Here is a 26,985-nt window from a genome sequence, read left to right as displayed (position 1 = left end):
GCGGACCTGTGCGTCGCGGCATCGCATCCGCATCGGGGGTCACCCCCTCGCGATCGGCGGATCGATTTCCTATGCTGCCTGTGTCCCCTCACCTGTCCCTGTCCTGACAAGGAGAACAACATGGATCGCCGCCAGTTCTTGAAATGGGGAAGCTTCATCACCGTCTCGGTCGCCACCACAGGGTTGGCCGGCTGCGGCGGTGGCGATGACAATCCCGATCCGCCCGAACCCGACCTGTTCGACTTCCGCCACGGGGTCGCCTCCGGCGATCCTCGTCCCGACAGCGTCGTGTTGTGGACACGCGTCGAAGGCGACAACGGCAGGCGCCACGTCAATGTGCGCCTGCAGGTGTCGACCCAGGAGGACTTTTCCACGCTGGTCGTCAATGACCTTCTGCGCGCCTTGCCCGAGTGGGACTACACGCTGCGCACCAAGGTCACCGGCCTGAGCGCCGCCACCACCTACTACTACCGTTTCCGCGTGGGCAGCCGCTTCAGCCCGGTCGGGCGCACCCGCACCGCGCCCGCGGCCGGCACGCCGCTGTCGCAGCTGAAGTTCGCCTTCGTCAGCTGTCAGGACTGGAGCATCAACCACTGGGCCGGCATGGAGGAGCTTGCCCAGCAGGACCTCGATTTCATCGTGCACACAGGCGACTACATCTACGAGGCCGTGGCCGACGGCGCGCCGGTCAATCTGGTCGAAAGCCGCCATACGCCGCTGTCGCTGCCCGACGGCACGACGCTGCCGAGCGGCTTCCGCTACGCGACCACGCTGGAGGACTACCGCTATCTGTACAAGGCCTATCGCAGCGACGCGCGCCTGCAGGCGCTGCATGCGCGCTTCCCGATGATCGCCATCTGGGACGACCACGAGTTCTCCGACGACTGCTGGCAGGACCGCCAGAGCTACGATGCCGACGACGACCAGTCGCCGCAGACCGCGCGACGGCGCAGCGCCAACCAGGCCTGGTTCGAGTACCTGCCCGCCGATGTCACGCTGGACCTGAACAACCCCTCGTTCCAGAACATCCAGATCTATCGCGCGTTCACGTTCGGCAATCTGGCGACGCTGCTGATGACGGACGAGCGGCTGTATCGCGCCGACCATCTGATTTCCGAGGCCAATGCCGGCGGCGATGTCGGCAGCCGCTTCTTCATCCGGCGCGATGCGCTGAAGGCGGCAGAGGACGCCAAGATCGCCGCGGCCGGCGGTGCGCTGACGCAGGTATCGATGCTGGGCGATGCGCAGCGCGCGTGGTGGCAGGACCGTGTGGGCGGTGCGGCGACGACGTGGAAGCTGTGGGGCAACCAGGTTTCGCTGCTGCGCATGCAGATCGATCTGACCGAAGCCATCGCGGAGCTGATGGTGTTGCGGCTGATCGCAAGCAATACGGCGCTGACGCCGCTGCGCGACCAGATGGAAACGGCGTTGACCGCGGACCTGCGCGCCGCGCTATCGTCCGGGACCTATCCGAACAACGTCGCCTACACCAATCTGCGGCAACTGCTGTCCACGCAGGCCGGCATCGACAGCGCGACCTTCGACGCCAATATCAAGCCGACGCTGGACAGCCGCCTGCCACCGGCCTCGCTGCTGGCCACCTATGTCTTGAACGCGGACCAGTGGGATGGCTACGACGCGGAACGTCGGAACCTGATGGCCTTCCTGAAGACGAACAACGTCCGCAATGTGGTGGCGCTGACCGGAGATATCCACGCCTTCTTTGCCGGCGTGGTGATGGACGACTTCGATGCGGCCACGCCGACGCCGGTGATGGTCGACCTGGTCGGGGCAGGGCTGTCGAGCAATACGCTGATGAGCACGTACAAGAGCGTGGTCGACAACGACCCGCGCTTTGCCGAGATCAAGGCGTTGATCTACGAGGAGGTCAGCGGCGCGGTCGTCAATACCCTCAATCGCACGCTGCAGCATTTCAATCCGTGGATGCGGTACGCGGAGACCAATGTCACCGGCTATGCGATCGTCACGTTGACGCCGGACAAGCTGAACTGCGCCTTCCATATCATGAAGGGCTTGGTCGACGGCAATGCGCCGCCGCAGCCGGCGACGGCGCGCGTCACCACGGTCGAGGTGCCGGCGGGTTCGGCGGTGGTGAACGTGGTCTGAGGGGTTCGCGGCGCGGCAGGGCGGCGCCCCGCCGGCCGCCGCCGGCCCCCGCTGGCCACCGCGCTGAGGCATGGGGTTTGGTACGATCAGTGACGGCGCGCATCCGATGCGATGCGCGCCGCGGAAGGGGCACCCGAAGGCGGGCACCCGAAGGTGGGCACCCGAAGGTGGGCACCCAAAGGCGCGTCCACCTGTCTGTCTGATCCACCACGGAGATCCCATGCGTTGCAGCGCTGCCGGCCCGGTCCTGTCCGCCATCCCGATCAGGGTCCTTGGCGCCGTCCTGAGCGCCGTGCTTACCGCGGGACTTGGCGCCGCGTTCTGCGGCCCTGGCGTGGCGCATGCCGCGCCTGCGTCGGTGGAACCGGCGGGCGTGCCGCCGCCCGCATCAGCCGGCGAGGCGGCGCCGGCGTTGCCCACGCCGGTCGCCACCGCCGAAGGCATCTCCGAATACCGCCTGCCCAACGGACTGCGCGTGCTGCTCGCCCCGGATGCGGCGCAGCCGACCACCACGATCAACATCACCTACCTGGTCGGCAGCCGGCACGAAAGCTACGGCGAAAGCGGCATGGCCCACCTGCTCGAGCATCTGCTGTTCAAGGGCACGCCGAGCGTTCCCGATGGCGCGATCGGCCGGCAGATGGCGAGCCGGGGGATGCAGTTCAACGGCACCACCGCGCACGATCGCACCAATTACTTCGCCACCTTTGCCGCCAGCGAGGAAAACCTCGACTGGCTGCTGCGCATGGAAGCGGACCGCATGGTCAACAGCACGATCTCGCGCAGTGCGCTCGACAGCGAGATGACGGTGGTGCGCAACGAGCTGGAGCGCGGGGAAAACAGCCCGACTGGCGTGCTGCTTCGCCAATTGGCGGCCAGCGCCTACCACTGGCACAACTACGGCAAGGCGCCGATCGGCGCGCGCAGCGATATCGAGCACGTGGGCATCGATGCGCTGCAGGCCTTCTATCGTCGTTACTACCAGCCCGACAACGCGGTGCTGGTCATCACCGGGCAATTCGATCCGGCCCGCACGCTGGCCAGCGTGAGCCGCTATTTCGGCGCGATCCCCAGGCCCAACCGCGTGCTGGCGGAACAGTACACCGTCGAGCCGCCGCAGGAAGGACCACGCGAGATCCTGCTGCAGCGGCCCGGCGATATCCAGGTCGTGGCCGCGCAATATCACATCGGCCCGGGCGCGCATCCGGATACCGCGGCGATGACGCTGCTGGTCGATATCCTGACCGCCATACCGGGAGGCCGGCTGTATCGCGGACTGGTCGAGCAGAAGAAGGCCGCGTCGCAGACGGGCTTTCTGCGAGCGTTGAAGCAGCCGGGCAGCGTGGTGTTCCTCGCGCAGGTCGGCAAGGCGCAATCGCTGGAGCCGGCGCGCACCGGACTGCTGGAGCTGGTGGAAGGCATCGCCGCCCAGCCGATCACGCAGGAGGAACTCGACCGCGCGCAGCGTCGCGCGCGCAACGGCTACGAACGCATGCTGAACAATCCGGCCAGCTACGGCGTGGCGCTGTCGGAAGCCATCGCCAAGGGCGATTGGCGGCTGATGCTGATTGCGCGGGATCAGATCGAGCGGGTAACGGTCGACGACGTCAATCGCGTCGCCCGCCACTATCTGCAGCGCACCAATCGCACGCTGGGCCAGTTCATTCCGGTCGACGTGCCGAGCTACGTCGCGATTCCGCCGGCGCCGGACCTGGCCGAGCTGACGCGCGGCTATCGCGGCAAGCCCGGCAACGCGCCGGTCGCACCGTTCGCGCCGACCCCCGCCAATATCGAGGCGCATACGCTGCGCGCGACGCTGCCGAACGGCATGGTCATGGCGATGCTGCCCAAGCCCACGCGCGGTGCGCGCGTGCACGGCCAACTGGTGCTGCGCATGGGCGATGTCGACAGCCTGCGCGGCCTGGACGCGGTAGGCACGCTGACCGCCGGCATGCTGATGCGCGGCGCCGGCGGACGCGATCGGCAGCAGCTGATCGATGCCTTCGAGTCGCTGAGGACGACGGTCGGGGTTTCGGGCGACGCCGAACGCGTGACCGTCAGCTTCCAGGCGCCGCGCGAACATCTGCCGCAGGTCCTGACGCTGCTGCGCGATGTGCTGCGCGAACCGACCCTGCCCGCCGCGGAATTCGAGGTGCTGCGCACCACTGCGGTCGCCGGCATCCAGAGCCAGGTACGGCAGCCCGAGGCGCTTGCTCCGGTCGTGCTGGGCCGGCACGGCAATCCCTATCCGAAGGGCGACCCGCGCTATGTGCCCACGCTGGAGGAATCGATCGCCGAGCTGCGGGCGGTCCAGCTTGAGCAACTGCGCGACTTCCATCGGCGCTTCTACGGCGCCAGCCATGCGCAGTTCGCGCTGGTGGGCGACTTCGATGCCGAAGCCGCCCGGCAGCAGGTGCAGGCGCTGTTCGGCGACTGGAGCGCGCCGATGCCGTTCGCCCGCGTCGAGCGCGATTTCCTGCCGCTGCATCCGGCCAGCCTGGCCGTGCCGACGCCGCACAAGGCCAATGCCAGTTTCACCGCCGCGCTGCCGATCGGCATGACGATGGACCATCCCGACTATGCGGCGCTGGCGATCGCCAACCGGATCTTCGGCGGCAGCTCGATGAAGAGCCGGCTGGCCGACCGGCTGCGCCAGCAGGAGGGCATCAGCTATGGCGCCACCAGCTACCTGCGGATCGGCGCGCTGGATACCGCCGGCCGCTTCGGCATCCAGGCCTCCTTTGCCCCGCAGAACCTGCCCCGGCTCAAGGCCGGCGTGCAGCGGGAGCTGCGGCGCTTCCTGCGCGAGGGCGTGACGGAGGAAGAACTGGCCGAGGCCAGGAGCGGACTGCGGCAGCAGGGGGTGGTCACCCGCAGCCGCGACGAGGCGCTGGTCTCGATGCTGGCCTATCAGCTGTTCGTCGGCCAGACCATGGCGTTCACCGAAGAGCTGGAGCGCCGCATCGACCAGACTACGGTCGAGCAGGTCAATGCGGCGATCCGGCGCTATCTGGACCCGGACCGCTTTGTCGAGGTCTATGCCGGTGCCTGGCCCGACGCGGCCGGGGCCGGGGACCCCGGCAAGGCGGCAGCCACGCCTGAAGGCGGTCAATAGCTATACATAATGACGACGGTTTAAACGATAAATTGTACAAATGGAGGGGGCGTCGCCAGAATGGGGCCTTCGCTGCGACACATAACCACGCAGCACAAAGAACCTCACCCCGGAAACCCGAACCTACTACCCAACCAGGAGCGATCCCAATGCTGCAATCCCGTGAAGGCCAACGCGTCCCCAATGTCACGTTCCGCGTCCGCGAGAACAATGAATGGAAGAACCTGAACACCGCGGAGCTGTTCGACAACAAGACCGTCGTGGTCTTCTCGCTGCCCGGCGCGTTCACCCCGACCTGTTCGTCGACCCACCTGCCGCGCTACAACGAACTGGCGCCCGTTTTCGCCAAACACGGCGTCGACGCGGTCCTGTGCGTCTCGGTCAATGACACCTTCGTGATGAACGAGTGGGCCAAGGACCAGGAATCCGAGAACATCGTGATGATTCCCGACGGCAACGGCGAATTTACCGACGGCATGGGCATGCTGGTGGACAAGACCGACCTCGGCTTCGGCAAGCGCAGCTGGCGCTATTCGATGCTGGTCAAGAACGGTGTGGTCGACAAGATGTTCATCGAGCCGGAAGAGCCGGGCGACCCGTTCAAGGTCTCCGACGCCGACACGATGCTCGCCTACGTCGCCCCGGACGCCAAAAAGCCGGACCAGGTCGTGGTGTTCTCGAAGGAAGGCTGCCCGTTCTGCGCCAAGGCCAAGCAACTGCTGGCGGACAACGGCTACCAGTACATCGACGTGCCGCTGGAACACAAGATCCGCGGCAAGGTGCTCGGCGCGGTGTCCGGCACGATGACCGCCCCGCAGGTGTTCATCAACGGCAAGCTGATCGGCGGCGCCGAGCAGGTCGAGCAGTATCTGGCCGCCTGATCGCCCGCAGCGCCTTTATCCCCCGATTCCACTGATTCTTCCGTGGCGCGGTCCGGCAGTCGCCGGACCCGATGGCGGCGTGCCGCCCTCGGGTCCGTGGATTGAACCGCCCCGAATACTTCGAACATCCCGAATAGCTCCAATTCACCCATCGTCTCTCCGAACAGGAATTTCGCCATGCAAACCATCGTCACCGACATCGCCGTGATCGGCGCAGGCACCGCCGGCCTTGCGGCCTATCGCGCCGCCAAGGCCGCCGGCAAGCGGGCCGTGATCATCGAAGGCGGGGAATACGGCACCACCTGCGCGCGCGTCGGCTGCATGCCGTCGAAGCTGTTGATCGCGGCGGCCGAGGCCGCGCACGAGCTGCGCCATACCGCGCCGTTCGGGGTCCATGTCGATGGACAGATCCGCATCGATGGCCGCGAGGTGATGGACCGCGTGCGGCGCGAGCGCGATCGCTTCGTCGGCTTCGTGGTCCGTGGCGTCGACAATATTCCCGAGCAGGACCGTCTGCGCGGCCATGCCCGCTTCATCGACAACACGGTGCTGCAGGTCGGCGACGATGCCGACGGCACCGTGGTTCGCGCCGGCCGCGTGGTCATCGCCACCGGCTCGAGCCCGGCCGTGCCGCAGCCCTTCCGCGTGTTCGGCGACCGGCTGGTGGTCAACGACGACGTCTTCGACTGGCAGGACCTGCCGCGCCGCGTGGCCGTGTTCGGCCCCGGCGTGATCGGCCTCGAACTGGGCCAGGCGCTGTCGCGGCTCGGCGTGCATGTGCGCGTGTTCGGCGTGCGCGGTGGCGTCGGTCCGCTGACCGACCCGGCGATTCGCGCCTATGCCGCCCAGGCCTTCCAGCAGGAGTTCTATCTGGACCCGGATGCCAAGGTCACGGACATGGCGCGCGAAGGCGACGAGGCGGTGATCTCGTTCATCGACCGCGACGGCAATGCGGTCACCGAGCGCTTCGACTATGTGCTGGCCGCCACCGGCCGCCAGCCCAACGTGCGCAATCTGGGCCTGGAAAACACCGGGCTGGAGCTGGACGAGCGCGGCGTGCCCGTGTTCGACCCTGCCACGCTGCAATGCGGCTCGGCGCCGGTCTTCATCGCTGGCGACGCCAACGATGTCCTGCCGCTGCTGCACGAGGCCGCCGACGAGGGCAAGAGCGCCGGCGAGAATGCCGCCGCCTGGCCGCAGGTCTCGCCGGTGCCGCGCCGTGCGCCGATCGCGGTGGTGTTCGCCGATCCGCAACTGGCCATGGTCGGCCAGCGTTATGCCGACTTGCCGGCCGACAGCTTCGTCACCGGCGAGGTCAGCTTCGAGGACCAGGGGCGCAGCCGCGTGATGCTGAAGAATCGCGGGCTGATGCATGTCTATGCCGACAAGGCGAGCGGGCGTTTTCTCGGTGCGGAATGGATCGGGCCACGCGCCGAACATATCGCCCATCTGCTGGCATGGGCCTATCAGCAGCAATTGACCGTCGATCAGATGCTGGCGATGCCGTTCTATCACCCCGTGATCGAAGAAGGATTGCGCACCGCGTTGCGCGACGCACAGGCCCGGCTGCGCGCCTGAGCCGGTTAAATGCCGCCGTGGCGGCGTTCCTTGCCATTGCCGTTATGCGGCTTGCCGCGCATCCCCGCCTCGACATTGCGGGGGTGCGCATTATTATGTAATTGCCGAATATTGTGATTCTGTCTTATTGGATTACATTTTTTATAGTGACGCGCACATAACCGTGAGCTAGCATAACGGCACCCTACAACTGGCAAGGAATGACGATGGCGACTTACAAACAATTACTGGCAGAAAAGGAAAAACTCGAAGCGCAACTTGAGGAAGCCAGGCAAACCGAAGTGGCGACGGTGATCGCCCAGATCCAGCAGCTGATGGAGGATTACGGTTTGACGGCCGAGGATCTGGCACCGCGCCGCCGTGGCCGTCCTCGCAAATCGGCGGGACGCTCGGGTACGCCGGCGCCGGCCAAATACCGCGATCCCAAGACCGGCAAGACCTGGTCCGGCCGCGGCCGCGCACCGGCATGGCTGGGCAAGAATCGCGATCGCTTCCTGATCGCCGAGTAAGGTCGTGCGTGTAAGTCCGGGCGTGTAAGGTCGTGCGTTATTGCATTTCGCGAACGGTAATGCGTCGAATCGCAATATCCGACGCGGCCGATGTCCTGCCAGGGGATGCGATTTGCCGCCGGCCCGCCTGCGATTCTGTGCGATAGCCGATCCACGGGCGCCAGCATACCCATTGGTCTTTTGCGGGAATTCCCGCGCTTTGCACCGGTTCCGCCAAGTCTGCTTGCAAGAAGACATTGCGACAAGACAATGTGCAAGACATTGACGGCACTCAATTAAGTCTTTTCTTACAATCGAGCCGATCCTCCGTATTGCGCCGGGTCAACGCAATACGGGCCGGCCGCCGCCGAATTGCCGAAACGATAACGGTAACGGTGCGCCGCGCATCGAAACGCTCGCCGCACGCCAATACGATATCCTGCGCCGCTTCGGCGCGATCCTCCGATTCGCAGGTCAGCCATACCGCGCCTTGCAGGCAAACGACGGTGTATCCTTGGCCGATCACCAGCCGAAGCGGTTCGGTGCCAATGCGGCCAATCCGGCCAATTAGACCCATCCTGCCGATCCGGTCGGTCCCATCCATTCCGTCGAGTTCAGCGAATGCATGCATGGCAGTCTCCTGGCGTGCCCCGCATCGGGAAAGGGCGCCTTGTCATTGTGGCCACCCGCCTGATTCGCTGGCCGGATGTTTCGTCATCCCCGGTATTCCGGCGGATCATGGCCACCGCCGATGACAACGCCATCGGGGCCATATCCCTATCGGCTTCGGTCCGCGCCTCTGTCCGCGCATTTGGTCGCGCGTTTTTCCACATCAGCCCGCCATGACGCCAATCAGCCAGGCCGCTTCCCAGGCCCTGCGCGCGATGTCGCTGGATGCGCTGCGCGGATTCGACAGCGCGGCGCGGCATTTGAGCTTTACCGCCGCAGCCGACGAGTTGTGCCTGACGCAGTCGGCCATCAGCAAGCAGATCAAGAGCCTGGAGGACGCGCTCGGCGTGCCGCTGTTCCTGCGCGGGGCCAAGGGCTTGTCGCTGACGCCCGAGGGACGCCTGCTGCAGCAGGCCGCCAGGGAGGCCATCGAACAGCTGGCCGGCACTGTCGAGCGCCTGATCGCACCGGAGCGCAGCGCGATCTCCGTCACCACCACCCCGTCATTTGCCTCGCTTTGGCTGGTGCCACGCCTGGCGCGGTTCCAGGCGGAGGCGCCGGAGATCGACGTGCGCATCGACGCCTCGGAGGCGATCGCCAATCTGGACAGGGATGGCTTCGACCTGGCGATCCGGCTGAGCCAGCCGGGGCAGGCCCCCACCGCGCTGCTGCGCGAACGGCTGATGCTGGTGGCGGCGCCACAGGTCGCCGCGCGCATTCATCGGGCGGACGACATCCGTGCCGCGACGCTGCTGGTCTATCACGATCCGAATGCGCGCTTTGGCTGGATGTCGTGGGGCGAGTGGTATCGCCGCCTGGGCCTGACGCCGGTGGCCAGCCAGCCGTGCCTGTATTTGTCGCGCTACGAGCACGTCGTCGCCGCGGCCGCGGAAGGCGCGGGCGTCGCGATCGGCCGCACGCCGCTGATCCTGCCGCTGCTCGCCCGCGGCGAGCTGCAGGTGGTACTGCCGGATGCCGGAATCGACGGCATGGAATACCAGGTCGTGACCGCGGACCATGCACAGGCACGGCCCGCGGTGCACCGTTTCGAGGCCTGGTTGACGCGCGAACTGACGCGCGACGTCACCGGTTGACGACAGGCGCCGCGCGCTCCCGGCCGACACCGATGACACCGGCGACACCGGCGACACCGGCGACACCGGCGACACCGGGCGATCAGAAGCGATGGCGCACGCCGACCCCGTAGTTGTTGCCGTGGGACAGGCCGCCGACCTTTTCGTAGTAATAGGCGACATAGACGTCGGTGCGCTTTGACAGGTTGTAGTCGTAGGCCACCGCCGCGGTGTTGCGCTCGACGTCGGCGACCTCGTTCTTGACCTTGCCGTAGGCATACGACAGCAGCAGGCTGCCCGCGCCGATCGGCACCGACGCGCCGATCTGCCCGTTCGTGTGCTTGATGTCGCCGGTCGCGCTGTCGATGTCGGAGCGGATGTGCTGGCCCTGCGCGAACAGCTTGACCACCTTGAAGTCGTAGCTCAGGCCGGCCTGCACGGCGTTCTGCTTGCGAAAACCCACCATCGCGGCCGGCGAGGTCACGTCGCCCGGCGTGTTGTGGAACTTGACCTGCTGGAAGGCGACGGTCGCGGCAAACGGGCCGTTGAAGTACAGCACGTTGCCGCCCCACTTGTTCTTGCCGTTGTCGCCGGCCTGCTCGCCGAAGGCGTAGATCGCGTTGAAGCTGAGCCCGCCGAACTTCGGCGACGAATAGACCAGCGAATTGCTCCAGCCCGAATCGCCGACGATGCCCGGATCGTAGACCGTGCCGCCATTGCTGCTGACATAGGTGTGGAAGATGGTCGGCGAGAAGTGGTACGAATCGACCAGCGGATTGAACAGGATCGTCGACAGGAAATAGGGCGTGGTATTGCGCCCGAGCCGGAGAGTGCCGGCCCTGTCGCTCTGCAGCCCGACGTAGGCGCTGCGCGTGAACATGCCGTCAGCATCGAAGCGGCCCGCGCGGCCGCCGTCGGCGCGATAGAAGCCGTTCAGGTCGAAGATCGCCTTCAGGCCGTTGCCCAGGTCCTCGGTGCCCTTGATGCCCCAGTAGGAGGTCTGCATGCCGCCGGCGCCCAGCACATAGGCGCGATCGCCGCCGACCGCCTTGTTGCTGCCGACGTAGGTGTCGACCTGCCCGTATAGCGTCACGCTGGACTGCGCCAGCACGCCCCCGCTTGCCAATGCCGCCATGGCGGCCGCCAGCGCGCGCGCCGGCCCGAATTTCGTTGTTGTCATGCAAACCTCCATCGTTGACCCTGATTTCTCTCGTGCTTCGTTGTGATGTTTTTGTCGTGACGTCGCCGTGATCGTGCGCGTCGGCCCCGCTCGGCTGGCTCGGCCGTAGGACGGGGCGTTCGGACCAGTGTGCGGAAATCGGGCGGGACCGACCACCATCATTTTTCGCGCGACGCGAGCGCAAAATGTGTGCGGTGCCGGGGCAAGGACGGTGCAGCCGGATTGGCGCGCAGAGCCGACGCCGGGCGCTACGCGGCTACCGAGGCTACGCGGTTACCGAGTGCCAAATGAACGGCCAATGAGCGGCCAATGGGCAGCCACCAATGAGCGGCCAATGAGCGGCCAATGAGCGGCCAATGAGCGGCCACCGAGGGGCTGTCGAGCGGATACCGGCCGGCCACTACGCGACCAACGTCAACGGCGGGTGCAGCGCCCCGATGGCGGTCTTCAGATGTTCGGCGAATGCGGCCGCGGCCGGCGGCAACGCGCGGCCCTTGCGCGTGGCCAGCACCAGCCGGCCCAGCGCCAGTTCCGGATCGCTCAGCGGCACCGCGGTCAGCGTGCCCTGCCGCGTTTCGCGCAGCGTGCCGGCATGGAACTGGAAGCAGATCGCATCGGTCTGCCGGACGAAACCCTTCAGCGTCTCGACCGTGGTCGCCTCGAGCATCACCGACAGATGCAGCCGATTGCGCGCGGCAATGGCCTCGATCAGCCGGCGGCTGGCAAAGTTGGCCGGACCGAGGGCGACCGGAAACGCCGCGCAGTCGGCCAGCCGCAGCGTGCGCCGGGCCGCGAGCGGATGGTCCGGCCGCATCATCGCGCAGAACGGCTGCGGCGCGGCCGCCAGCTCCTGTAGCAGCGGACTGGCAGGCGGATCGTGCGCGAGCAGCAGGTCGGCGTCGTCCTGCTTCAGCGCATCCATCAGGGCATCGGTGCCGCCGATCGCCACATGGAATTGCACGCCGCGATGGCGCGCCTGATAGCGGCCGATCGCATCGGGCAGGAAATCGGTTGCCACCGACTCCGCCGACGCGATCCGCACCGAGCCGCGCACCAGCCCGCGCAGTTGCGCCATCTGCGCCGCGGCCGCGTCCAGGTCGGCCAGGCTGCGCCGGATCGTGGCCACCAGGACCTCGCCGGCCGACGTCAGGCGCACGCCGCGCGGCAGCCGCTCGAACAGCGGCGTGCCGATCTGCTGTTCCACCTCGAGAATCTTGCGGTTCAGCGCGGTGGATGCGACATGCAGCTGTTCGGCCGCCTTGCGGATCGAGCCGCAGCGGGCCACGGTGTCGAGGTACAGATAGACGCGGGGAGGGTGAAGCATCGGCTCGGGGCAGCAGGAAACGGAACGATCACTGCTTAGCAAGGATCGTGCGCACCCTGTGCGTCCGACGGACAACACGGCGAATGCGGCCATGCGCTGGCCGATCGTCCGTTCGCGTCCTATTGTGGGACGTGGTTGGGTCGGTCCGGACGGTGCGCGGCCGGCCCTTGATCTGTAACAACTTCGACGGAGCGCATGGCTATGCAGAAGACTGGATCGGCAAGATGGCAAGGCGGCATCAAGGACGGCGGCGGCACGATCTCGACCCAGAGCGGCGTGCTCAAGGATGCGCCATACGGCTTCAAGGCGCGCTTCGAGGGCGGCCCCGGCACCAACCCCGAGGAACTGATCGGCGCCGCGCATGCCGGCTGCTTTTCGATGGCCCTGTCGCTGATCCTCGGCGAGGCGGGCATGGTGCCGGACAGCATCGACACCAAGGCCACCGTGACGCTGGAAAAGGAAGGCGGCGGCTTCAGTATCACGGCCATCCATCTCGACGTGGCGGTGCGCATCCCCGGCGCGGACCAGGCCGCCTTCGACAAGTGCGCGCAGACCGCCAAGGAGAACTGCCCGGTGTCCAAGCTGATGAAGGCGCCGATCACGATGAATGCCACCCTGAATGCCTGAGGCCGGGTCCGCCGCCGTGCCGCGCCAACATGGCCCGGCGGCGAGATTCGCGGGAACCGGGCGCGAAACGCGCTTTCTATAATGGACAGGGCGCAGCGCCCCGCCATCCGGCGCTGCTGCCCGCCACCTCAGGAGGCAACATCATGCAGAGCAGCGAAGCGGTGCTCACGCAGGCCCGCGCGGCGCTGGCCAATCTGCCGTTCCACGGCCAGCATCTCCATCCCACCATCAATCTGCGCCTGTCCGACGGCGCTCTGATCCTCGAGGGCGACGTGCCGGATATCGTCGCCAAGACGCGGGCCGCGGCCCGGATGCGCAAGATCGACGGCGTATCGTGCGTGATCGACCATCTACGCGTGGCCAACGGCGCCGCGCCCGCAGGCGATGGCGAGCTGCGCAATGCCGTCTGCCAGCGACTGCTGCAGGCGGTGGATTTCCGCAGTTGCAAGATTTGCGTGCATGCCAAGGGCCGGCTGGAAACGCTGCGCGAGGCGGTCGGCGAGCGCAGCGGCTGGATCGAGGTCAATACCGTCGATGGCATCGTGACCCTGCGCGGACAGGTGATCAGCCTTTCCCATATGCGCCTGGCCGGCGTGCTGGCCTGGTGGTCGCCCGGCTGCCAGTGCGTGGTCAATGAGCTGGAGATCGCGCCGGCCGAGCGCGACAACGACGAGGAGATCACCGAGGCGCTGCGCCTGGTGCTCGAGTCGGACCCGCTGGTCAATGCGGACCAGATCGTCATCCGCACCGAAAACCGCGTGGTCACGCTGGAGGGCTATGCGGGCGAGGGCGCGCGCCGCCAGGCCGAACGCGATGCCTGGTATCTGCAGGGCGTCGAGGACGTGGTCAACCGGATCGAGCGCCGGCCCGACGCCGTCTGACGTCCGAACGCGCGAGAAGCGCTGCCGAAGGGTTTGTGCTGTTTCTCGCCCCGGGCCCTGGCCCCCGCCCCCGGGCCCCGGGGCCCCGGTCCTTCAGGCCGCGGCGCCTTCGCGCAGCGCGTCCTCCACGCGCCAATAGCGGCGCCGCGCCCGCAGCGCGTAGCGGGCGCGATAGTGCGACATCGACATTCCCGTCGCGCGCTGGAACAGCCGCCGGAAGGTCGCCGCATCGCTGTAGCCGCACGCTTCGGCGATCGCCTGCGTGCCGTGCAGCGATACCTCCAGCAGCGTCTTCGCGCGTTCGATCCGCAGCGCATGCAGATAGGCCAGCGGCGTCGCGCCGGTGACCTGGCGGAAATGCCGCAGCAAGGTCCGCTCGCTGACCGCGGCGGCGCGGGCCACTTCGGCCAGCCGGTATGGCGCGCCGATATGGTCCTGCAGCCAGCGCTTGGCGCGGAACACCGGGCTGTCCGCCGTGGGCGTGAGCCAGCGCTGCGCCGTCAGCGCCGGTGTCAGCTGCTGGCGTTCGGCCTGCAACAGCAGCACGCGCGCGCTGGCCTGGGCCAGGTCGGGATCGTGCAGATGGCCCAGCACGCGCAGCATGAATTCGGTCTGCAGAGCCGGCGCCACGCTGTGGAAGACGCGCCCGTGCACGCCCATCGGCTCGTCGTGCGCGAAGTCGCACAGCGGATAGCGGCGCGCCATCCAGCTTTGGTACAGCCACGGCGCGCTCACGCGGGCGCCGTCGAGCAGGCCGAGTTCCGCGGCATAGGCGATGCCGTTGAAGGACGCGGCGATCCAGCCGCCCGCCTGCGCATGCCGCTCCACCAGCCTGAGCACCGCGCGCTGCTGTTCGAACAGCTCGCCCAGATGCGGGGCGTTGCGGGCCATCACCCCGGGGATCACCAGCAGTGAATGCGCTTCGGCAGGCTGGGGAGGGGGTTCGACAGCGCGTTCGACGGCGCGCTTGTCCGCGCCCTTGTCCCCGCGCTTGTCCCCGCGCTTGTCCCCGCGCTTGTCCCCGCGCTCCGCCGGGCGCGAGCGCCGGCGCGCCCGGGCCAGCCCCGGTACCGGCATCGGCAGCGCGCGTCCCGTTTCCCCGATCACCTGCCAGCTGAGGCCGCAATCGCGGCCGGGGCGCTGCAATTGCGCGATGCCGCTGGCCGTGCGCAGCACGTCGAGCGCGGCAAACAGCGAGCCCGGCATGGCGTGGGGCAGCCACAGCAGCCGCACATGCAGCTCGGGCGCGGGGCGATCCGTCGCCGGCAGCAGGCCGAGTTCGGGGAAATCGTGTGCGGCAGCATCTTCGTCTTGGCAGGGCGGGCGGGACACGGACTTGGCGGGATCGGCATCAGAAATGGCGATATTGGTCCTCCCCTGTGCGACGGACAAGCCCTAGCATCCCGGATTGACTCCCGGCACAAGGCGGCCCTTGCCGCCACGACATTCCTACCCCGGGCCCTCACCAGGAGACTTCATGCAGCCACGTCTGCCCCCCGCCGTACGCCGCCTCGCCGCGGCCGCGCTGTTCGTCTGCACCGCCGCCGCCACCAGTGCGGTGCAGGCCGCGCCCGACGCGACGCTGTTCGAGGCAGCGCGCGCCGCGCAGCCGAAACTGATCGAATCGCTGAAGGAAATGGTGTCGATCGAATCGGGCAGCCGCAACGCGGCGGGACTGGCGCAGATGGCGGCGTATGCCGAGAAGCGGCTCGCGGCGCTGGGTGCGACCGTCGAGCGCGTCAAGCCGAAGAGCGGGGACAGTCCGATCGTCAAGGCGACGCTGACGGGCAACGGCAAGGCCCGCATCATGCTGATCGCGCATATGGACACCATCTATCCTCCCAACACGCTGGCCACGCAGCCGATCCGGCAGGATGGCAACAAGCTGTACGGGCCGGGCATCGCCGACGACAAGGGCGGCATTGCGGTGATCCTGCACGCGCTGGAGATCCTGCAGGCGAGCGGCTGGCGCGACTATGCGCGCATCACGGTGCTGCTGAACGCCGATGAGGAAATCGGCTCGGAGGGCTCGGGCGAGCTGATTGCCGCGCTCGGCGAGCAGCACGACGTGGTGCTGTCGTGCGAGCCGACCGCGGCCAAGGCGGTGGTCAAGGCCGAGGCGCTGCTGCTCGGCGCCAGCGGCACCGCCAGTGCGACGATGGAGGTCAAGGGACGCGCCGCGCATGCGGGCGCGGCGCCCGAGCATGGCCGCAACGCGCTGCTCGAACTCGCCCATCAGCTGCAGCAGACGCGCGATATCGCCAAGTCGGTGCCCGGCACGCAGCTGAACTGGACCGGCGCGCAGGCGGGCGTCGTGCGCAACCAGATTCCCGAAGTCGCGGTGGCGACCGCCGATGTGCGCACCACGGTCAAGGACGGTCCGCAGAAGCTGAAGGCCGCGCTGGAGCGCAAGGTCGCCGAGAGCAGGCTGATTCCGGATACGCATACCACGGTGTCGATGGAGGAGGGCCGTCCGCCCTTTGTCGTCAACGAAAAGGGCCGCGCGCTCGCGAAGCGGGCCCAGCAGATCTACGCCGAACTGGACGGGCGCCCGCTCGCGCTGGCGGAGGGGACCGGCGGCGGCACCGACGCCGGCTATGCCGCGCTGTCGGGCAAGCCGGCCGTGGTGGAGAGTTTTGGCCTCGCCGGGTTCGGCTATCACGCACGCGACGAGTACATCGAAATCGACTCGATCGTGCCGCGGCTGTATCTGATGACGCGCATGCTGCAGGAAATCGGCAAGCAATAGCGGGGTAGTCCACTGCGCGGGAGTCGCATTCCGCGGCAGTCGTATTTCACGGCAACCCCATTCCGCGGCAACCCCATTCCGCGGCAATTCCATTCCGCGGCAATTCCGTTTCGCAGTCGTTCCGCTTGAAAACCGCGCCATACCGCTTGTCCAATGCGCCCGCCGGCAAGAAACCGGCGGGCGCATTTTTTTGCGCAACGCTGCGCGAGCCGCCAGCGCAAGTTTTGCAAGGCGTGCAGGGATTGTCTTCCGGATTCACAACGTGGGGCCTGCGCTGGCGCGCAGCGGGATCGGCACGCCCGTTGCTAGAGCAAGAAACGCGTCGCCGGCGGCATGCCGCACGGCGTCTTTCGCTCACCCCACAATGGAGTTTCCATGGACACCTTGACCGATCTGCTGGATGCCAAGGGCTGCCCGCTGGGCCAGCAACATTTCACTTGGAAGGACCTGGTCCAGGCGCCGATCAGCAAGCTGGACGACGACGCATTCACTCGCGTCCGGATCATTCTGATGAATGGCATCGAATCCGATGCGCTGCGGCTCAAGCACATCATGTCCCGCTGCAATCGGGAATTGCGCATTCCGCTCGCGCAGATCCGCCGCGTCGAGCATCACCAGGCGACGATGATCAACTGGCTGATCGGCGCCGACCATTCCCCGCTGGAGACCACGATCGCCTACGAGCAGGTAGCCATCGAGGTCACCGCGGCCGTCGCGCAGACCGAGCCCGATCCCTACCAGGCGCAGGCCTATCGCTTCGGCCTGCTGGAGGACTTCGATCACCTGTACCGCTATAGCGCGCTGCTCGACCGGCTCGAAGGCAAGGACGCGAACGCGATCACGCAGGGCCATACCGACATCGTGCCGGGGCGCTCGACCTGGGTCGAACACCGCGCGCCGCAGGACGACGTGCGCGAGAGCTACGACCGCGCCAACGCCGCGCTGATCACCAAGATTCACGCCGCGATGATCACCGCGGCCGAGTACCAGACCCACGACTACTACATGAACATCGGGCCGCTGTTCACCGATCCGCTGGCGCGCCAGCTGTACGCCGAGATCGCCTCGATCGAGGAGCAGCACGTGACCCAGTACGGCTCGCTGATGGACCCCGACGAAAGCATGATCGAGAAGTGGGTGATTCACGAAGCGATGGAGGCCTACAACTACTACAGCTGCGTGCAGCAGGAGAGCAACCCGCGCATCAAGGCGATCTGGGAACGCTTCCTCGATTACGAGCTGGGGCATCTGCATGTCGCCTGCGAAATGCTCAAGCGCCACGAGAATCGCGATCCGGCCGAGATCTTGTCCGGGCCGCTGCCCAAGCCGATCGACTTCGCCAGCCAGCGCGATTTCGTGCGCAAGGTGCTCGCGGACGAGGTGGACCTGCGCGCCAACGGCATGGAGTTCGTACCGCTCGACAAGGACAGCCCCGCCTCGATCGAATACCGCCGCGTGATGAATGCCGAAGGCTCGCCGTCGCAGCTGGTGTCCGCCGGCTATGTGTGGACGCCCGGCACGGAACTGGCGCGGATGCACACGAGCGCCTGAGGCGTTTGTTGCCGAGGCGGCTGCCGAGGCCCGCACGCTGAACTACCGAGCCGAACGATCGCTTGAACTATCGAGCCTGACTATCGAGCCTGACTATCGAGCAGGACAACCGAAACTGGAGAGAACGCATGCAACAGACCACCCAGATGGGCGTCAACCGCACCGGCGCGCAGATGTCGCCGATCGACACCGAGACCATGGAGCGTTATGCCGAAAACATGGGGCCGGACAGCGGTATCGACGATATGAACGTGCCAGCCGAATCGCAGCCCGCCGCCGACATGCGTGCCCAATATATTGATGCGGCCGATCCGGTCGGTTCGGTGCCGCTGCCCGGTACGCTCAAGGGCGCGATGAGCACGACCGTGGACAAGCTGACCGGCAATCGTCCCGAGGTGCTGATCGACAAGCTCGGCGAGCGCCTGGCTTTCGAACGTACCGGTACGCGCCTCTACGAACTGATGATCGCCAAGTGCAAGGAGATGGATACCAGCGCGGTCGATCCGGACGTGCTCGGCACGCTGATGCATTTCCACGATGAAGAGGCCGAGCACTTCGCGATGGTCGACGAGACCATGCGCGCGATCGGCGCGGACCCGACCGCGGTCACGCCCTGCGCCGACGTGGCGGGTGTCACCGCGATGGGCGTGCTGCAGACCATCGCCGATCCCCGCACGAACTTCGCGCAATGCCTCAATGCGCTGCTGACCGCGGAGATGACCGACAACGCCGGCTGGGAGCTGCTGATCAAGCTCGCGACCGAGACCGGTCATACCGAGATGGCGCAGAAGTTCCAGCAGGCGCTGACGGAGGAAGAGCAGCACATGGCCACGATCCGGCAGTGGCTGGAGCGCGCGGTCATCACCGAAGCGACGTAAGACGAGGCGCACCGGCACCAACACCAACACCAACACCAACACCAGCACCAGCACCAGCACCAGCACCAGCACCAGCACCAGCACCAGCGCCGGTTGCCGCGCCAGCGCCGCGGCATCCCCCCGCCTGAAGGAGAGCGCATGAAGGAAATGTTCTATCGCGACCATCTGATCGCCGCCCACGCGGTGCCGGTCGGCGCCAGCGCGGGCGTGCGCTACGGCTACCAGGGCGAGATCCTGCCGGCCGGGGCGCGTGCGGCCACGACGCAGGACCTGCCGACGTCCTTCGCCTCCGATGTCGACACGGCGTTCGACAACGCGGCCACGGCGATCGAGGCCTGCCTGCTCGAGGGCCGGCGGCTGATCGATACCCGGCTCGACGGCGCCGACACGCCGGCGGCGTCTTCCGACCCGGCCCGGGCGCCGGGCTCGGGCAACAGCAATCACAGGAGCATGCAATGACCCAGAAGCAGACCGACCAGGGCAAGAGCGGATCGAGCGGCAAGGGCGCCGCGCAGGGTGGCAAGGATGGCGGAGGCGGACGCGAGGAGCCGAGCCCGATCGATGTGCAGAAGTCCCTGAAGGGCATCGACTTTCCCGCCACCAAGGACGACATCCTCTCGCGCGCCCGCGACGGCGGCGCCAGCGAGGAAGTGATGGCCGAACTGGAACAACTGCCCGAGCGCGACTACGATTCGCCGGCAGAGATTTCGCGGGAGTTGGGCAAGCTGCATTGAGCGAATTGACTGTGCGCCGCCTTTCGCGGGGTATTCAGCTGCCGCAGGCGTAATGCGATTCGGGGCAGGCGGTGCGCAGCTTTTGATTTCTGCGTGCTACGACACCGCCTCCAACACCGGCGCCACGACCGGGCGCGGGCCTGGGAACGAATCGCCATAGCCCATTTCCGGATCGCGCGCGAATATCTCGGCGGCCCAGTCGACGAAGACCCGCACCTTGGCCGACAGATTCCGGTTTTGCGGATACATGGCCGAGATCGGCATGACCTCTTCCTGCCAGTCGCCCATGATTTCGACCAGCCGGCCGCTTTCCAGATACGGTTGCGCCATCACGCGCGAAATGACGGCGATGCCGTGTCCTTCCAGCGCACAGCCGATATAGACCTCCGGATCGTTGGTCGAGATCGCCGACGGCAGCAGCAATTCATGGCGTTCGTCGCCGCGCGTCAGAATCCATGGCATTTCCCGGCCGGTGCGCGTCGACAGGTAATTGATCGCGCGATGCTGCATCAATTCTTCGGGCGTGGTCGGCGTGCCGTGCTGCTTTAAATAAATCGGCGACGCGTAGAACGCCAGACGCAATTGGCCGATGCGGCGCGCCACCATCGTATCGTCGACGGTATCGCCGACGCGGATCACCACGTCGACGCCTTCCTTCAGCAGATCGATCGGCTTGCCATTGATGGTCAGTTCGACCTTCAGGTCCGGATAGCGCGCGAAGAACTCATGTAGATTGGGCACGAGCGCCAGGCGCGCCAGCCCGCCCACGGTATCGACGCGCAGCGTGCCGCGCGGGGCCTGGTTCTGATGGGTCAGCGACTGCTCGGCTTCGTCGACATCGGCCAGAATGCGCACGCATCGCTCGTAATAGGCGGCGCCTTCGGAAGTCACGCTGATCCGGCGCGTGGTACGGTGCAGCAGCTTGACGCCCAGATGCGTTTCCAGATTCTGGATCAGCCGCGTCAGCGTGGCCTTGGGCAAATCGAGCGATTCGGCCGCGCGGGCGAAACTGCCGACGTCCACGACGCGGGTAAAGGCTTGCATTGAGACGAAGCGGTCCATGGCGGCTGTCCAATTAGAAGCCATAGCGAGCGGACGGCGCCGCGCGGCTGGCGAGGGCGAATCTTACTCACTCTGTCGGTCGTATGCACGGTAGGGTCTTTCATTGGCATAACCGCAACAGTGGAGCGGTTATTCGCCGAATGGGGACGATCTATCGGAACAGACCACGGGCCGGCGCGATTATTCCATCCGCAGAATAGTGCGTTGGCAAACTGCGCCTTTATCCCGTCTACGTTAATCACCATAATTCGATGCAACGCAACATGCAAACCATGCGTCGAGCCGTGTTCCCGGCCGGCGCAACGGGACCGACACCATGACCAAACCGACGCAAGCCACCGCATCCCAGCCCGCCAAGGCCGGCGCCGCGGCGCGCGTGGTGCGGCATGAGATCGCCAGCGGCGAGCGCACCATCGCTGTGCACGTGTGCTATCCGGCCGGGTATCCGACCGCCTGGGCGCCGGCGCCGCTGCCGTGGCTGCTGTATCTGCACGCCGGCAGCTTCGTCGACGGCGGCATCGAGAAGGCGGCCCATCTGACCCGCCAGCTGGCCGGCGCAGTGCCGGCCGTGGTGGTGGCGCCCGAATACTCGCTGGCCCCGGACCATCCGTTCCCGGCCGCGCCGGAGGACGCCTTCAATACCGCCGAATGGGTATTGCGCCAGGCGCGCCGGCTCAAGGTCGACAAGATGCGTTTCTCGCTGGTCGGCGAGGAAGCCGGCGGCAATCTGGCGATTGCGGTGGCGCAGATGCTGCGCGATCGCGGCCTGCCCGCGCCGCGCGCGCAATGGCTGATCCGCCCGGTTACCGACCCCTGCCTGCAGCACGCCTCCTGCGCCGGCCAGGCGCACGTGCCGCTGGAAACGCTGCAGCGCATGGCCGTCTGCTATCGCGATTACCTGCCGACGCCCGCCGCGTCGGTCCACCCCTACGCCGCGCCGGCGCATGCGATGCGCCTGGCCGGCCTGCCGCCGACGCTGATCCAGGTGGCCGAGCTCGATGCCCTGCGGCCCGAAGGCGAGGCCTTCGGACGCAAGCTGCTCGACCGCGGCGTGGCGGCGGAAACCCGAATCATGCCCGGCGCCTGTGGCGCCGGTGTCGAAGCATCCCACGACCGATGTCAGGTATGGGTCGATGAAGGCGCGCGCTTTCTGCGAGAACGATTCGCGGACAGCGACGATGCCTCGCCACAGGCCGAACGCCGGCCGGCAGCCAAGCCTTCCGGTTGGGCGCCGTGACGTGCCTGCGGCCGCGCCAGCGTTCATCGCGCTAGCGCCGGCCGCCATTCGAGAAGTCAGCCGCGTGTGAATGTCTCCGGACCCCGCGTCGGCGCCCCAGGGTGTGCTCACCCGCAAGGCGCCGAACGGGCCCGGCGGGCGGCGTTCGTCCTTTTGCTTTTCCGGTTGAAGAAAACCCGAAACGGAGTGAAGAAATGAAGCTGCAATCCCGACGTAGCCTGATCGCCGTCGCCATCGTGGTCGTGCTGGGCACCGGCCTGGCGACCTCGATCCTGCGCCCCTGGCATGCCGGCGAGGCGCAAGCCGTGCCGAGCCCCGCCGCCAGCGCGGCGGCGGTCGATGTCGCCGCCGCCATCGGCAAGACCATCACCGAGTGGGACGAATTCTCGGGCCGCCTGGAGGCGATCGACCGCGTCGAGGTGCGTCCGCGCGTCGGCGGCACCATCGACGCGGTGCACTTCCGCGAAGGCGCGATGGTCAAGAAGGGCGATCTGCTGTTCACCATCGACCCGCGGCCGTACGCGGCCGAGGTGGCCCGCGCCGAAGCCGCGCTGGCCGCGGCGCAGGTGCGCGCCAGCCACGCGCAGAGCGAGCAGGTGCGGGCGCAGCGGCTGCTGGACGACAACGCGATCTCGCGTCGCGAATTCGACGAACGCATCCATGCGGCGCGCGAGGCCAACGCCAACGTGCGCGCCGCGCAGGCCGCGCTCGACTCCGCCAAGCTGAACCTGGCCTACACCCGCATCACCTCGCCGGTGACCGGCCGCGTCTCGCGCGCCGAGATCACGGTGGGCAATCTGGTCGCCCCGGGCGCCAATGCCCCGGCGCTGACCACGGTGGTGTCGGTGTCGCCGGTGTACGCCAGCTTCGAGATCGATGAGCAGAGCTATCTGCGCTACACGGCGCCGGGCGCCGCGGGCGGGTCCAACGGCAAGGGCATGGCGGTGTATCTGGGCCTGGCCAACGAGGAAGGCCATCCGCACGAGGGCCGCATCCAGTCGGTCGACAACCGGCTTGACCCGCGCAGCGGCACGATCCGCGTGCGGGCGGTGTTCGACAACCCGGACGGACGCCTGCTGCCGGGGCTGTACGCCAAGGTCAAGCTCGGCGGCAACGCGCCGCATGACGCGGTGCTGATCAACGACCGTGCGATCGGCACCGACCAGGGCAAGAAGTTCGTGCTGGTGGTCGACAAGGACAACAAGCTGAACTATCGCGAAGTCCAGATGGGGCCCAACTACGACGGCCTGCGCGTGATCCGCTCCGGCCTGAAGGCGGGCGAGGTGATCGTGGTCAACGGCCTGCAGCGCGTACGGCCGGGCGATACGGTCGCGCCGACGCCGGTGCGCATGGCGCTCAAGCGCGAGCTCGAACGCGGCAATGCGACCGAAAAGAGCGCGGACAACCAGCCGGAGCCGGCCAAGAAGGAGTCGGTCGGATGACGTTTGCCAGCCTGATTTTCTCGCCTCGCCCGCGGGCTGGCGAGGGAGAACCAGCCCCGCCAGCCACGGCATCCTGAGCTGACCCAGTCAGCCAGCTGCATCGCCCAAATGCGTTTCCATGGCGTCCAGAAAACGGACCGCCAGGGGGCTCCCTTTTTTATCGAGACCCGTCATGAACCTCTCGAAATTCTTTATCGACCGGCCGATCTTCGCCGGCGTGCTATCGGTGCTGATCTTCCTGATCGGCGCGATCGCCATGTTCAAGCTGCCGATTTCCGAGTATCCGGAAGTCGTGCCGCCGTCGGTCGTGGTGCGTGCCCAGTATCCGGGCGCCAACCCGAAGGTGATCGCCGAAACCGTCGCCTCGCCGCTGGAAGAGCAGATCAACGGCGTCGAGGACATGCTGTACATGTCCTCGCAGTCGAACAGCGACGGCCTGCTGACGCTGACCGTGACCTTCAAGCTGGGTACCGACCCGGACAAGGCCCAGCAGCTGGTGCAGAACCGCGTCTCGCAGGCCGAGCCGCGCCTGCCCGAGGACGTGCGCCGGCTCGGCATCACGACCGTCAAGAGCTCGCCCGACCTGACCATGGTGGTCCACCTGGTCTCGCCGAACGATCGCTATGACATGACCTACCTGCGCAACTACGCGGTGATCAACGTCAAGGATCGCCTGGCGCGTATCCAGGGCGTGGGCCAGGTGCAGCTGTTCGGCTCGGGCGACTATGCGATGCGCGTGTGGCTCGATCCCGAGAAGATGGCCGAGCGCCAGCTCGCCGCCAGCGACGTGGTGCGCGCGATCCGCGAGCAGAACGTGCAGGTGGCCGCCGGCGTGATCGGCGCCTCGCCGTCGCTGCCGGGCACCGACCTGCAGCTGTCCGTCAACGCGCAGGGGCGCCTGAACACCGAGGAAGAGTTCGGCGGCATCATCGTCCGCACCTCGCCGGACGGCGGCGTGACCTATCTGCGCGATGTCGCGCGCATCGAGCTGGGCGCGTCCGAATACGCGCTGCGCTCGCTGCTCGACAACAAGCCGGCGGTGGCGATTCCGATCTTCCAGGCGCCGGGATCGAACGCGATCCAGATCTCCGACGATGTGCGCAAGACCATGGAAGAGCTCAAGGAGAACTTCCCGGACGGCGTCGACTACAGCATCGTCTACGACCCGACGCAGTTCGTGCGGCACAGCATCGAGGCGGTCACGCACACGCTGTTCGAGGCGATCGCACTGGTGGTGCTGGTCGTGATCCTGTTCCTGCAGACCTGGCGCGCGTCGATCATTCCGCTGCTGGCGGTGCCGGTGTCGATCGTCGGTACGTTCGGCCTGATGTACGCGTTCGGCTTCTCGATCAACGCGCTGTCGCTGTTTGGCCTGGTGCTGGCGATCGGTATCGTGGTCGACGACGCGATCGTGGTGGTCGAGAACGTCGAGCGCAACATCGAGGAAGGACTGTCGCCGAAGGAGGCCACCTACAAGGCCATGCGCGAAGTCAGCGGGCCGATCATCGCGATCGCGCTGGTGCTGTGCGCCGTGTTCGTGCCGCTGGCCTTCATGACGGGCCTGACCGGCCAGTTCTACAAGCAGTTCGCGCTGACCATCTCGATCTCGACGATCATCTCGGCGTTCAACTCGCTGACGCTGTCGCCGGCGCTGTCCGCGCTGCTGCTGCGCAGCCATGACGCACCGAAGGACTGGCTGGCGCGCGCGATGGATCGCGTGCTGGGCGGCTTCTTCAAGCGCTTCAACCGCTTCTTCGGCGCGAGCTCCGAACGGTACGGGCAGGGTGTCAAGGGCGTGGTGCGCCGCAAGGGCGCGGTGTTCGGCGTCTACGCCGTGATGCTGGCGCTGACCTGGGGCATCTTCCAGATGGTGCCGAAGGGCTTCGTGCCGGCGCAGGACAAGCAGTACCTGGTCAGCTTCGCCAAGCTGCCCGATGGCGCGACGCTCGACCGGACCGAGGACGTGATCCGCCGCATGTCGGAGATCGCGCTGAAGCATCCGGGCGTGGAATCGGCGGTGGCCTTCCCGGGCCTGTCGATCAATGGCTTTACCAACAGCCCGAGCGCCGGCATCGTGTTCGCCACGCTCAAGCCGTTCGAGGAGCGCAAGTCGGAAGACCTCAGCGGCAATGCGATCGCGGCGCAGCTGAACCAGCAGTACGGGGCGATCCAGGACGCGTTCATCGCGGTGTTCCCGCCGCCCCCGGTGCAGGGCCTGGGCACCATCGGCGGCTTCAAGCTGATGATCGAGGACCGCGCCGCGCTCGGCTATGACGCGCTGTTTGCCGCGACCAATGCGTTCGCCACCAAGGCGCGCGCGACGCCGGAACTGGCGGGCATCTTCAGCAACTACCAGGTCAACGTGCCGCAGCTCGACGTGCAGCTCGACCGCGTCAAGGCCAAGCAGCTCGGCGTGCCGGTGACCGACGTGTTCGACACGCTGCAGACCTATCTCGGTTCGGCGTACGTCAACGACTTCAACAAGTTCGGCCGTACCTACCAGGTCAAGGTGCAGGCGGATGCCAGCTACCGCCAGCATGCCGAGGACATCCTGCAGCTGAAGACGCGCAACGCCGCCGGCGAGATGGTGCCGCTGTCGTCGATGGTGCAGGTCAAGCAGGGCTTCGGTCCGGACAGCGTGGTGCGCTACAACGGCTTTACCGCCGCGGACATGAACGGCGGACCGGCGCCCGGCTTCTCCTCGGGCCAGGCGCAGGCCGCGGCCGAGCGCATCGCCGCGGAGACGCTGCCGAAGGGCATCAAGTTCGAATGGACCGAGCTGACCTATCAGGACATCCTGGCCGGCAATGCGGGCGTGTGGATTTTCCCGCTGTGCGTGCTGCTGGTATTCCTGGTGCTGGCCGCGCAGTACGAGAGCCTGACGCTGCCGCTGGCGGTGATCCTGATCGTGCCGCTGTCGCTGCTGGCCGCGCTGACCGGGGTGTGGCTGTCGGGTGGGGATAACAACATCTTCACGCAGATCGGCTTCATCGTGCTGGTGGGCTTGTCGGCGAAGAACGCGATCCTGATCGTGGAGTTCGCCCGCGAGCTGGAGCATCAGGGCCGCACCATCGTGCAGGCCGCGATCGAGGCGAGCCGCCTGCGTCTGCGCCCGATCCTGATGACCTCGTTCGCTTTCATCATGGGCGTGGTGCCGCTGGTGGTGTCGACCGGCGCGGGCGCGGAGATGCGCCAGGCGATGGGCGTGGCGGTGTTCGCCGGCATGCTGGGCGTGACGTTCTTCGGCCTGTTCCTGACGCCGGTGTTCTACGTGGCGCTGCGCAAGCTGGCCACGCGCGGCAAGGCGCAGCCCGAGCCGGCGCCGGAGCCGAAGCCCGACAACAGCGTGGCACTGGCTGAACCGCAACATTGAGTCGCAGTGAAGGTGT

21 protein-coding genes are annotated in these 26,985 nt (G+C 67.0%); 16 read left to right on the top strand and 5 right to left on the bottom strand.

All coding sequences use genetic code 11. The annotated features are described in order from the left end of the window. Positions 1–120 precede the first annotated feature (120 nt). The 5 genes from K7G19_RS07770 (at position 121) to K7G19_RS07750 (ending at position 8,210) form a co-directional block, all read left to right on the top strand. Entirely contained in the window at positions 121–2,127 is a 2,007-nt protein-coding gene (locus K7G19_RS07770) for an alkaline phosphatase (protein WP_150082868.1), read from the top strand. A 220-nt stretch (positions 2,128–2,347) separates the two neighbouring features. Next, positions 2,348–5,242, top strand: a complete 2,895-nt coding sequence (locus K7G19_RS07765; RefSeq protein WP_226106701.1) for a pitrilysin family protein — start codon at positions 2,348–2,350, stop codon at positions 5,240–5,242. Positions 5,243–5,391: 149 nt separating this feature from the next. Next, positions 5,392–6,123, top strand: coding sequence for a glutathione peroxidase (locus K7G19_RS07760; protein WP_149316391.1), 732 nt, complete (start codon positions 5,392–5,394; stop codon positions 6,121–6,123). 177 nt (positions 6,124–6,300) lie between these two features. Next, positions 6,301–7,701, top strand: coding sequence for a dihydrolipoyl dehydrogenase (locus K7G19_RS07755; protein ID WP_226106699.1), 1,401 nt, complete (start codon positions 6,301–6,303; stop codon positions 7,699–7,701). 206 nt (positions 7,702–7,907) lie between these two features. Further along, on the top strand, positions 7,908–8,210 hold the full coding sequence (locus tag K7G19_RS07750; RefSeq protein ID WP_149316543.1) for an H-NS family nucleoid-associated regulatory protein: 303 nt from the start codon (positions 7,908–7,910) through the stop codon (positions 8,208–8,210). A 271-nt stretch (positions 8,211–8,481) separates the two neighbouring features. Here K7G19_RS07750 and K7G19_RS07745 read toward each other — a convergent pair whose 3' ends face one another. Beyond that, complete coding sequence (locus K7G19_RS07745; protein ID WP_150082865.1) at positions 8,482–8,820, bottom strand: DUF2917 domain-containing protein; 339 nt, start codon at positions 8,818–8,820, stop codon at positions 8,482–8,484. Between the two features lie 211 nt (positions 8,821–9,031). On the opposite strand from K7G19_RS07745, the gene K7G19_RS07740 reads away from it, so the two are divergent. Beyond that, positions 9,032–9,952, top strand: a complete 921-nt coding sequence (locus K7G19_RS07740; RefSeq protein ID WP_226106698.1) for a LysR substrate-binding domain-containing protein — start codon at positions 9,032–9,034, stop codon at positions 9,950–9,952. A gap of 82 nt (positions 9,953–10,034) precedes the next feature. On the opposite strand, the gene K7G19_RS07735 is transcribed toward K7G19_RS07740, so the two are convergent. Both K7G19_RS07735 and K7G19_RS07730 read right to left on the bottom strand, forming a co-directional pair. Then, positions 10,035–11,111, bottom strand: a complete 1,077-nt coding sequence (locus K7G19_RS07735) for a porin (protein WP_226106697.1) — start codon at positions 11,109–11,111, stop codon at positions 10,035–10,037. Positions 11,112–11,511: 400 nt separating this feature from the next. After that, on the bottom strand, positions 11,512–12,435 hold the full coding sequence (locus K7G19_RS07730) for a LysR family transcriptional regulator (RefSeq protein ID WP_150082862.1): 924 nt from the start codon (positions 12,433–12,435) through the stop codon (positions 11,512–11,514). A 201-nt stretch (positions 12,436–12,636) separates the two neighbouring features. Between K7G19_RS07730 and K7G19_RS07725 the strand changes: the two genes are divergently transcribed. Together K7G19_RS07725 and K7G19_RS07720 are read left to right on the top strand one after the other, a co-directional pair. Continuing rightward, positions 12,637–13,062, top strand: coding sequence for an OsmC family protein (locus K7G19_RS07725; protein WP_149316384.1), 426 nt, complete (start codon positions 12,637–12,639; stop codon positions 13,060–13,062). Between the two features lie 143 nt (positions 13,063–13,205). Beyond that, complete coding sequence (locus K7G19_RS07720; RefSeq protein ID WP_226106696.1) at positions 13,206–13,943, top strand: BON domain-containing protein; 738 nt, start codon at positions 13,206–13,208, stop codon at positions 13,941–13,943. Between the two features lie 93 nt (positions 13,944–14,036). Here K7G19_RS07720 and K7G19_RS07715 read toward each other — a convergent pair whose 3' ends face one another. After that, positions 14,037–15,182, bottom strand: coding sequence for a GlxA family transcriptional regulator (locus K7G19_RS07715; protein WP_370639522.1), 1,146 nt, complete (start codon positions 15,180–15,182; stop codon positions 14,037–14,039). A 250-nt stretch (positions 15,183–15,432) separates the two neighbouring features. Here K7G19_RS07715 and K7G19_RS07710 point away from each other — a divergent pair, with 250 nt between their 5' ends. The 5 genes from K7G19_RS07710 (at position 15,433) to K7G19_RS07690 (ending at position 19,855) form a co-directional block, all read left to right on the top strand. After that, entirely contained in the window at positions 15,433–16,692 is a 1,260-nt protein-coding gene (locus K7G19_RS07710; protein ID WP_150082916.1) for a M20/M25/M40 family metallo-hydrolase, read from the top strand. A gap of 375 nt (positions 16,693–17,067) precedes the next feature. Next, positions 17,068–18,243, top strand: coding sequence for a hypothetical protein (locus K7G19_RS07705; protein ID WP_226106695.1), 1,176 nt, complete (start codon positions 17,068–17,070; stop codon positions 18,241–18,243). A 128-nt stretch (positions 18,244–18,371) separates the two neighbouring features. After that, positions 18,372–19,121 carry a DUF892 family protein gene (locus tag K7G19_RS07700; RefSeq protein ID WP_149316381.1) on the top strand — a complete coding sequence of 250 codons (750 nt, stop codon included), beginning with the start codon at positions 18,372–18,374 and terminating at the stop codon, positions 19,119–19,121. A 138-nt stretch (positions 19,122–19,259) separates the two neighbouring features. Beyond that, positions 19,260–19,580 carry a hypothetical protein gene (locus K7G19_RS07695; protein ID WP_149316380.1) on the top strand — a complete coding sequence of 107 codons (321 nt, stop codon included), beginning with the start codon at positions 19,260–19,262 and terminating at the stop codon, positions 19,578–19,580. Further along, complete coding sequence (locus tag K7G19_RS07690; RefSeq protein ID WP_149316379.1) at positions 19,577–19,855, top strand: DUF2795 domain-containing protein; 279 nt, start codon at positions 19,577–19,579, stop codon at positions 19,853–19,855. The genes K7G19_RS07695 and K7G19_RS07690 overlap by 4 nt, the downstream gene beginning before the upstream one ends. Before the next feature lie 96 nt (positions 19,856–19,951). Here K7G19_RS07690 and K7G19_RS07685 read toward each other — a convergent pair whose 3' ends face one another. After that, positions 19,952–20,917 (bottom strand): LysR family transcriptional regulator, encoded by a 966-nt coding sequence (locus K7G19_RS07685; protein ID WP_226106694.1) that lies wholly within the window; start codon positions 20,915–20,917, stop codon positions 19,952–19,954. A gap of 316 nt (positions 20,918–21,233) precedes the next feature. Between K7G19_RS07685 and K7G19_RS07680 the strand changes: the two genes are divergently transcribed. The 3 genes from K7G19_RS07680 to K7G19_RS07670 all read left to right on the top strand — a co-directional run bounded on the left by K7G19_RS07680 (position 21,234) and on the right by K7G19_RS07670 (position 26,969). Beyond that, positions 21,234–22,154, top strand: coding sequence for an alpha/beta hydrolase (locus K7G19_RS07680; protein ID WP_149316376.1), 921 nt, complete (start codon positions 21,234–21,236; stop codon positions 22,152–22,154). Positions 22,155–22,348: 194 nt separating this feature from the next. After that, the gene (locus tag K7G19_RS07675; protein WP_149316375.1) at positions 22,349–23,596 is read left to right on the top strand and encodes an efflux RND transporter periplasmic adaptor subunit; all 1,248 of its coding nucleotides are present in this window, start codon (positions 22,349–22,351) and stop codon (positions 23,594–23,596) included. 172 nt (positions 23,597–23,768) lie between these two features. Further along, positions 23,769–26,969, top strand: coding sequence for an efflux RND transporter permease subunit (locus tag K7G19_RS07670; RefSeq protein ID WP_149316374.1), 3,201 nt, complete (start codon positions 23,769–23,771; stop codon positions 26,967–26,969). Positions 26,970–26,985 lie beyond the last annotated feature (16 nt).

It is taken from the genome of Cupriavidus sp. DB3 (assembly GCF_020418465.1).
Taxonomy (GTDB): Bacteria; Pseudomonadota; Gammaproteobacteria; order Burkholderiales; family Burkholderiaceae; genus Cupriavidus; species Cupriavidus cauae.
Note: the sequence above shows the minus strand (reverse complement) of the source record. Positions and strands in the feature narration are given on the sequence as shown.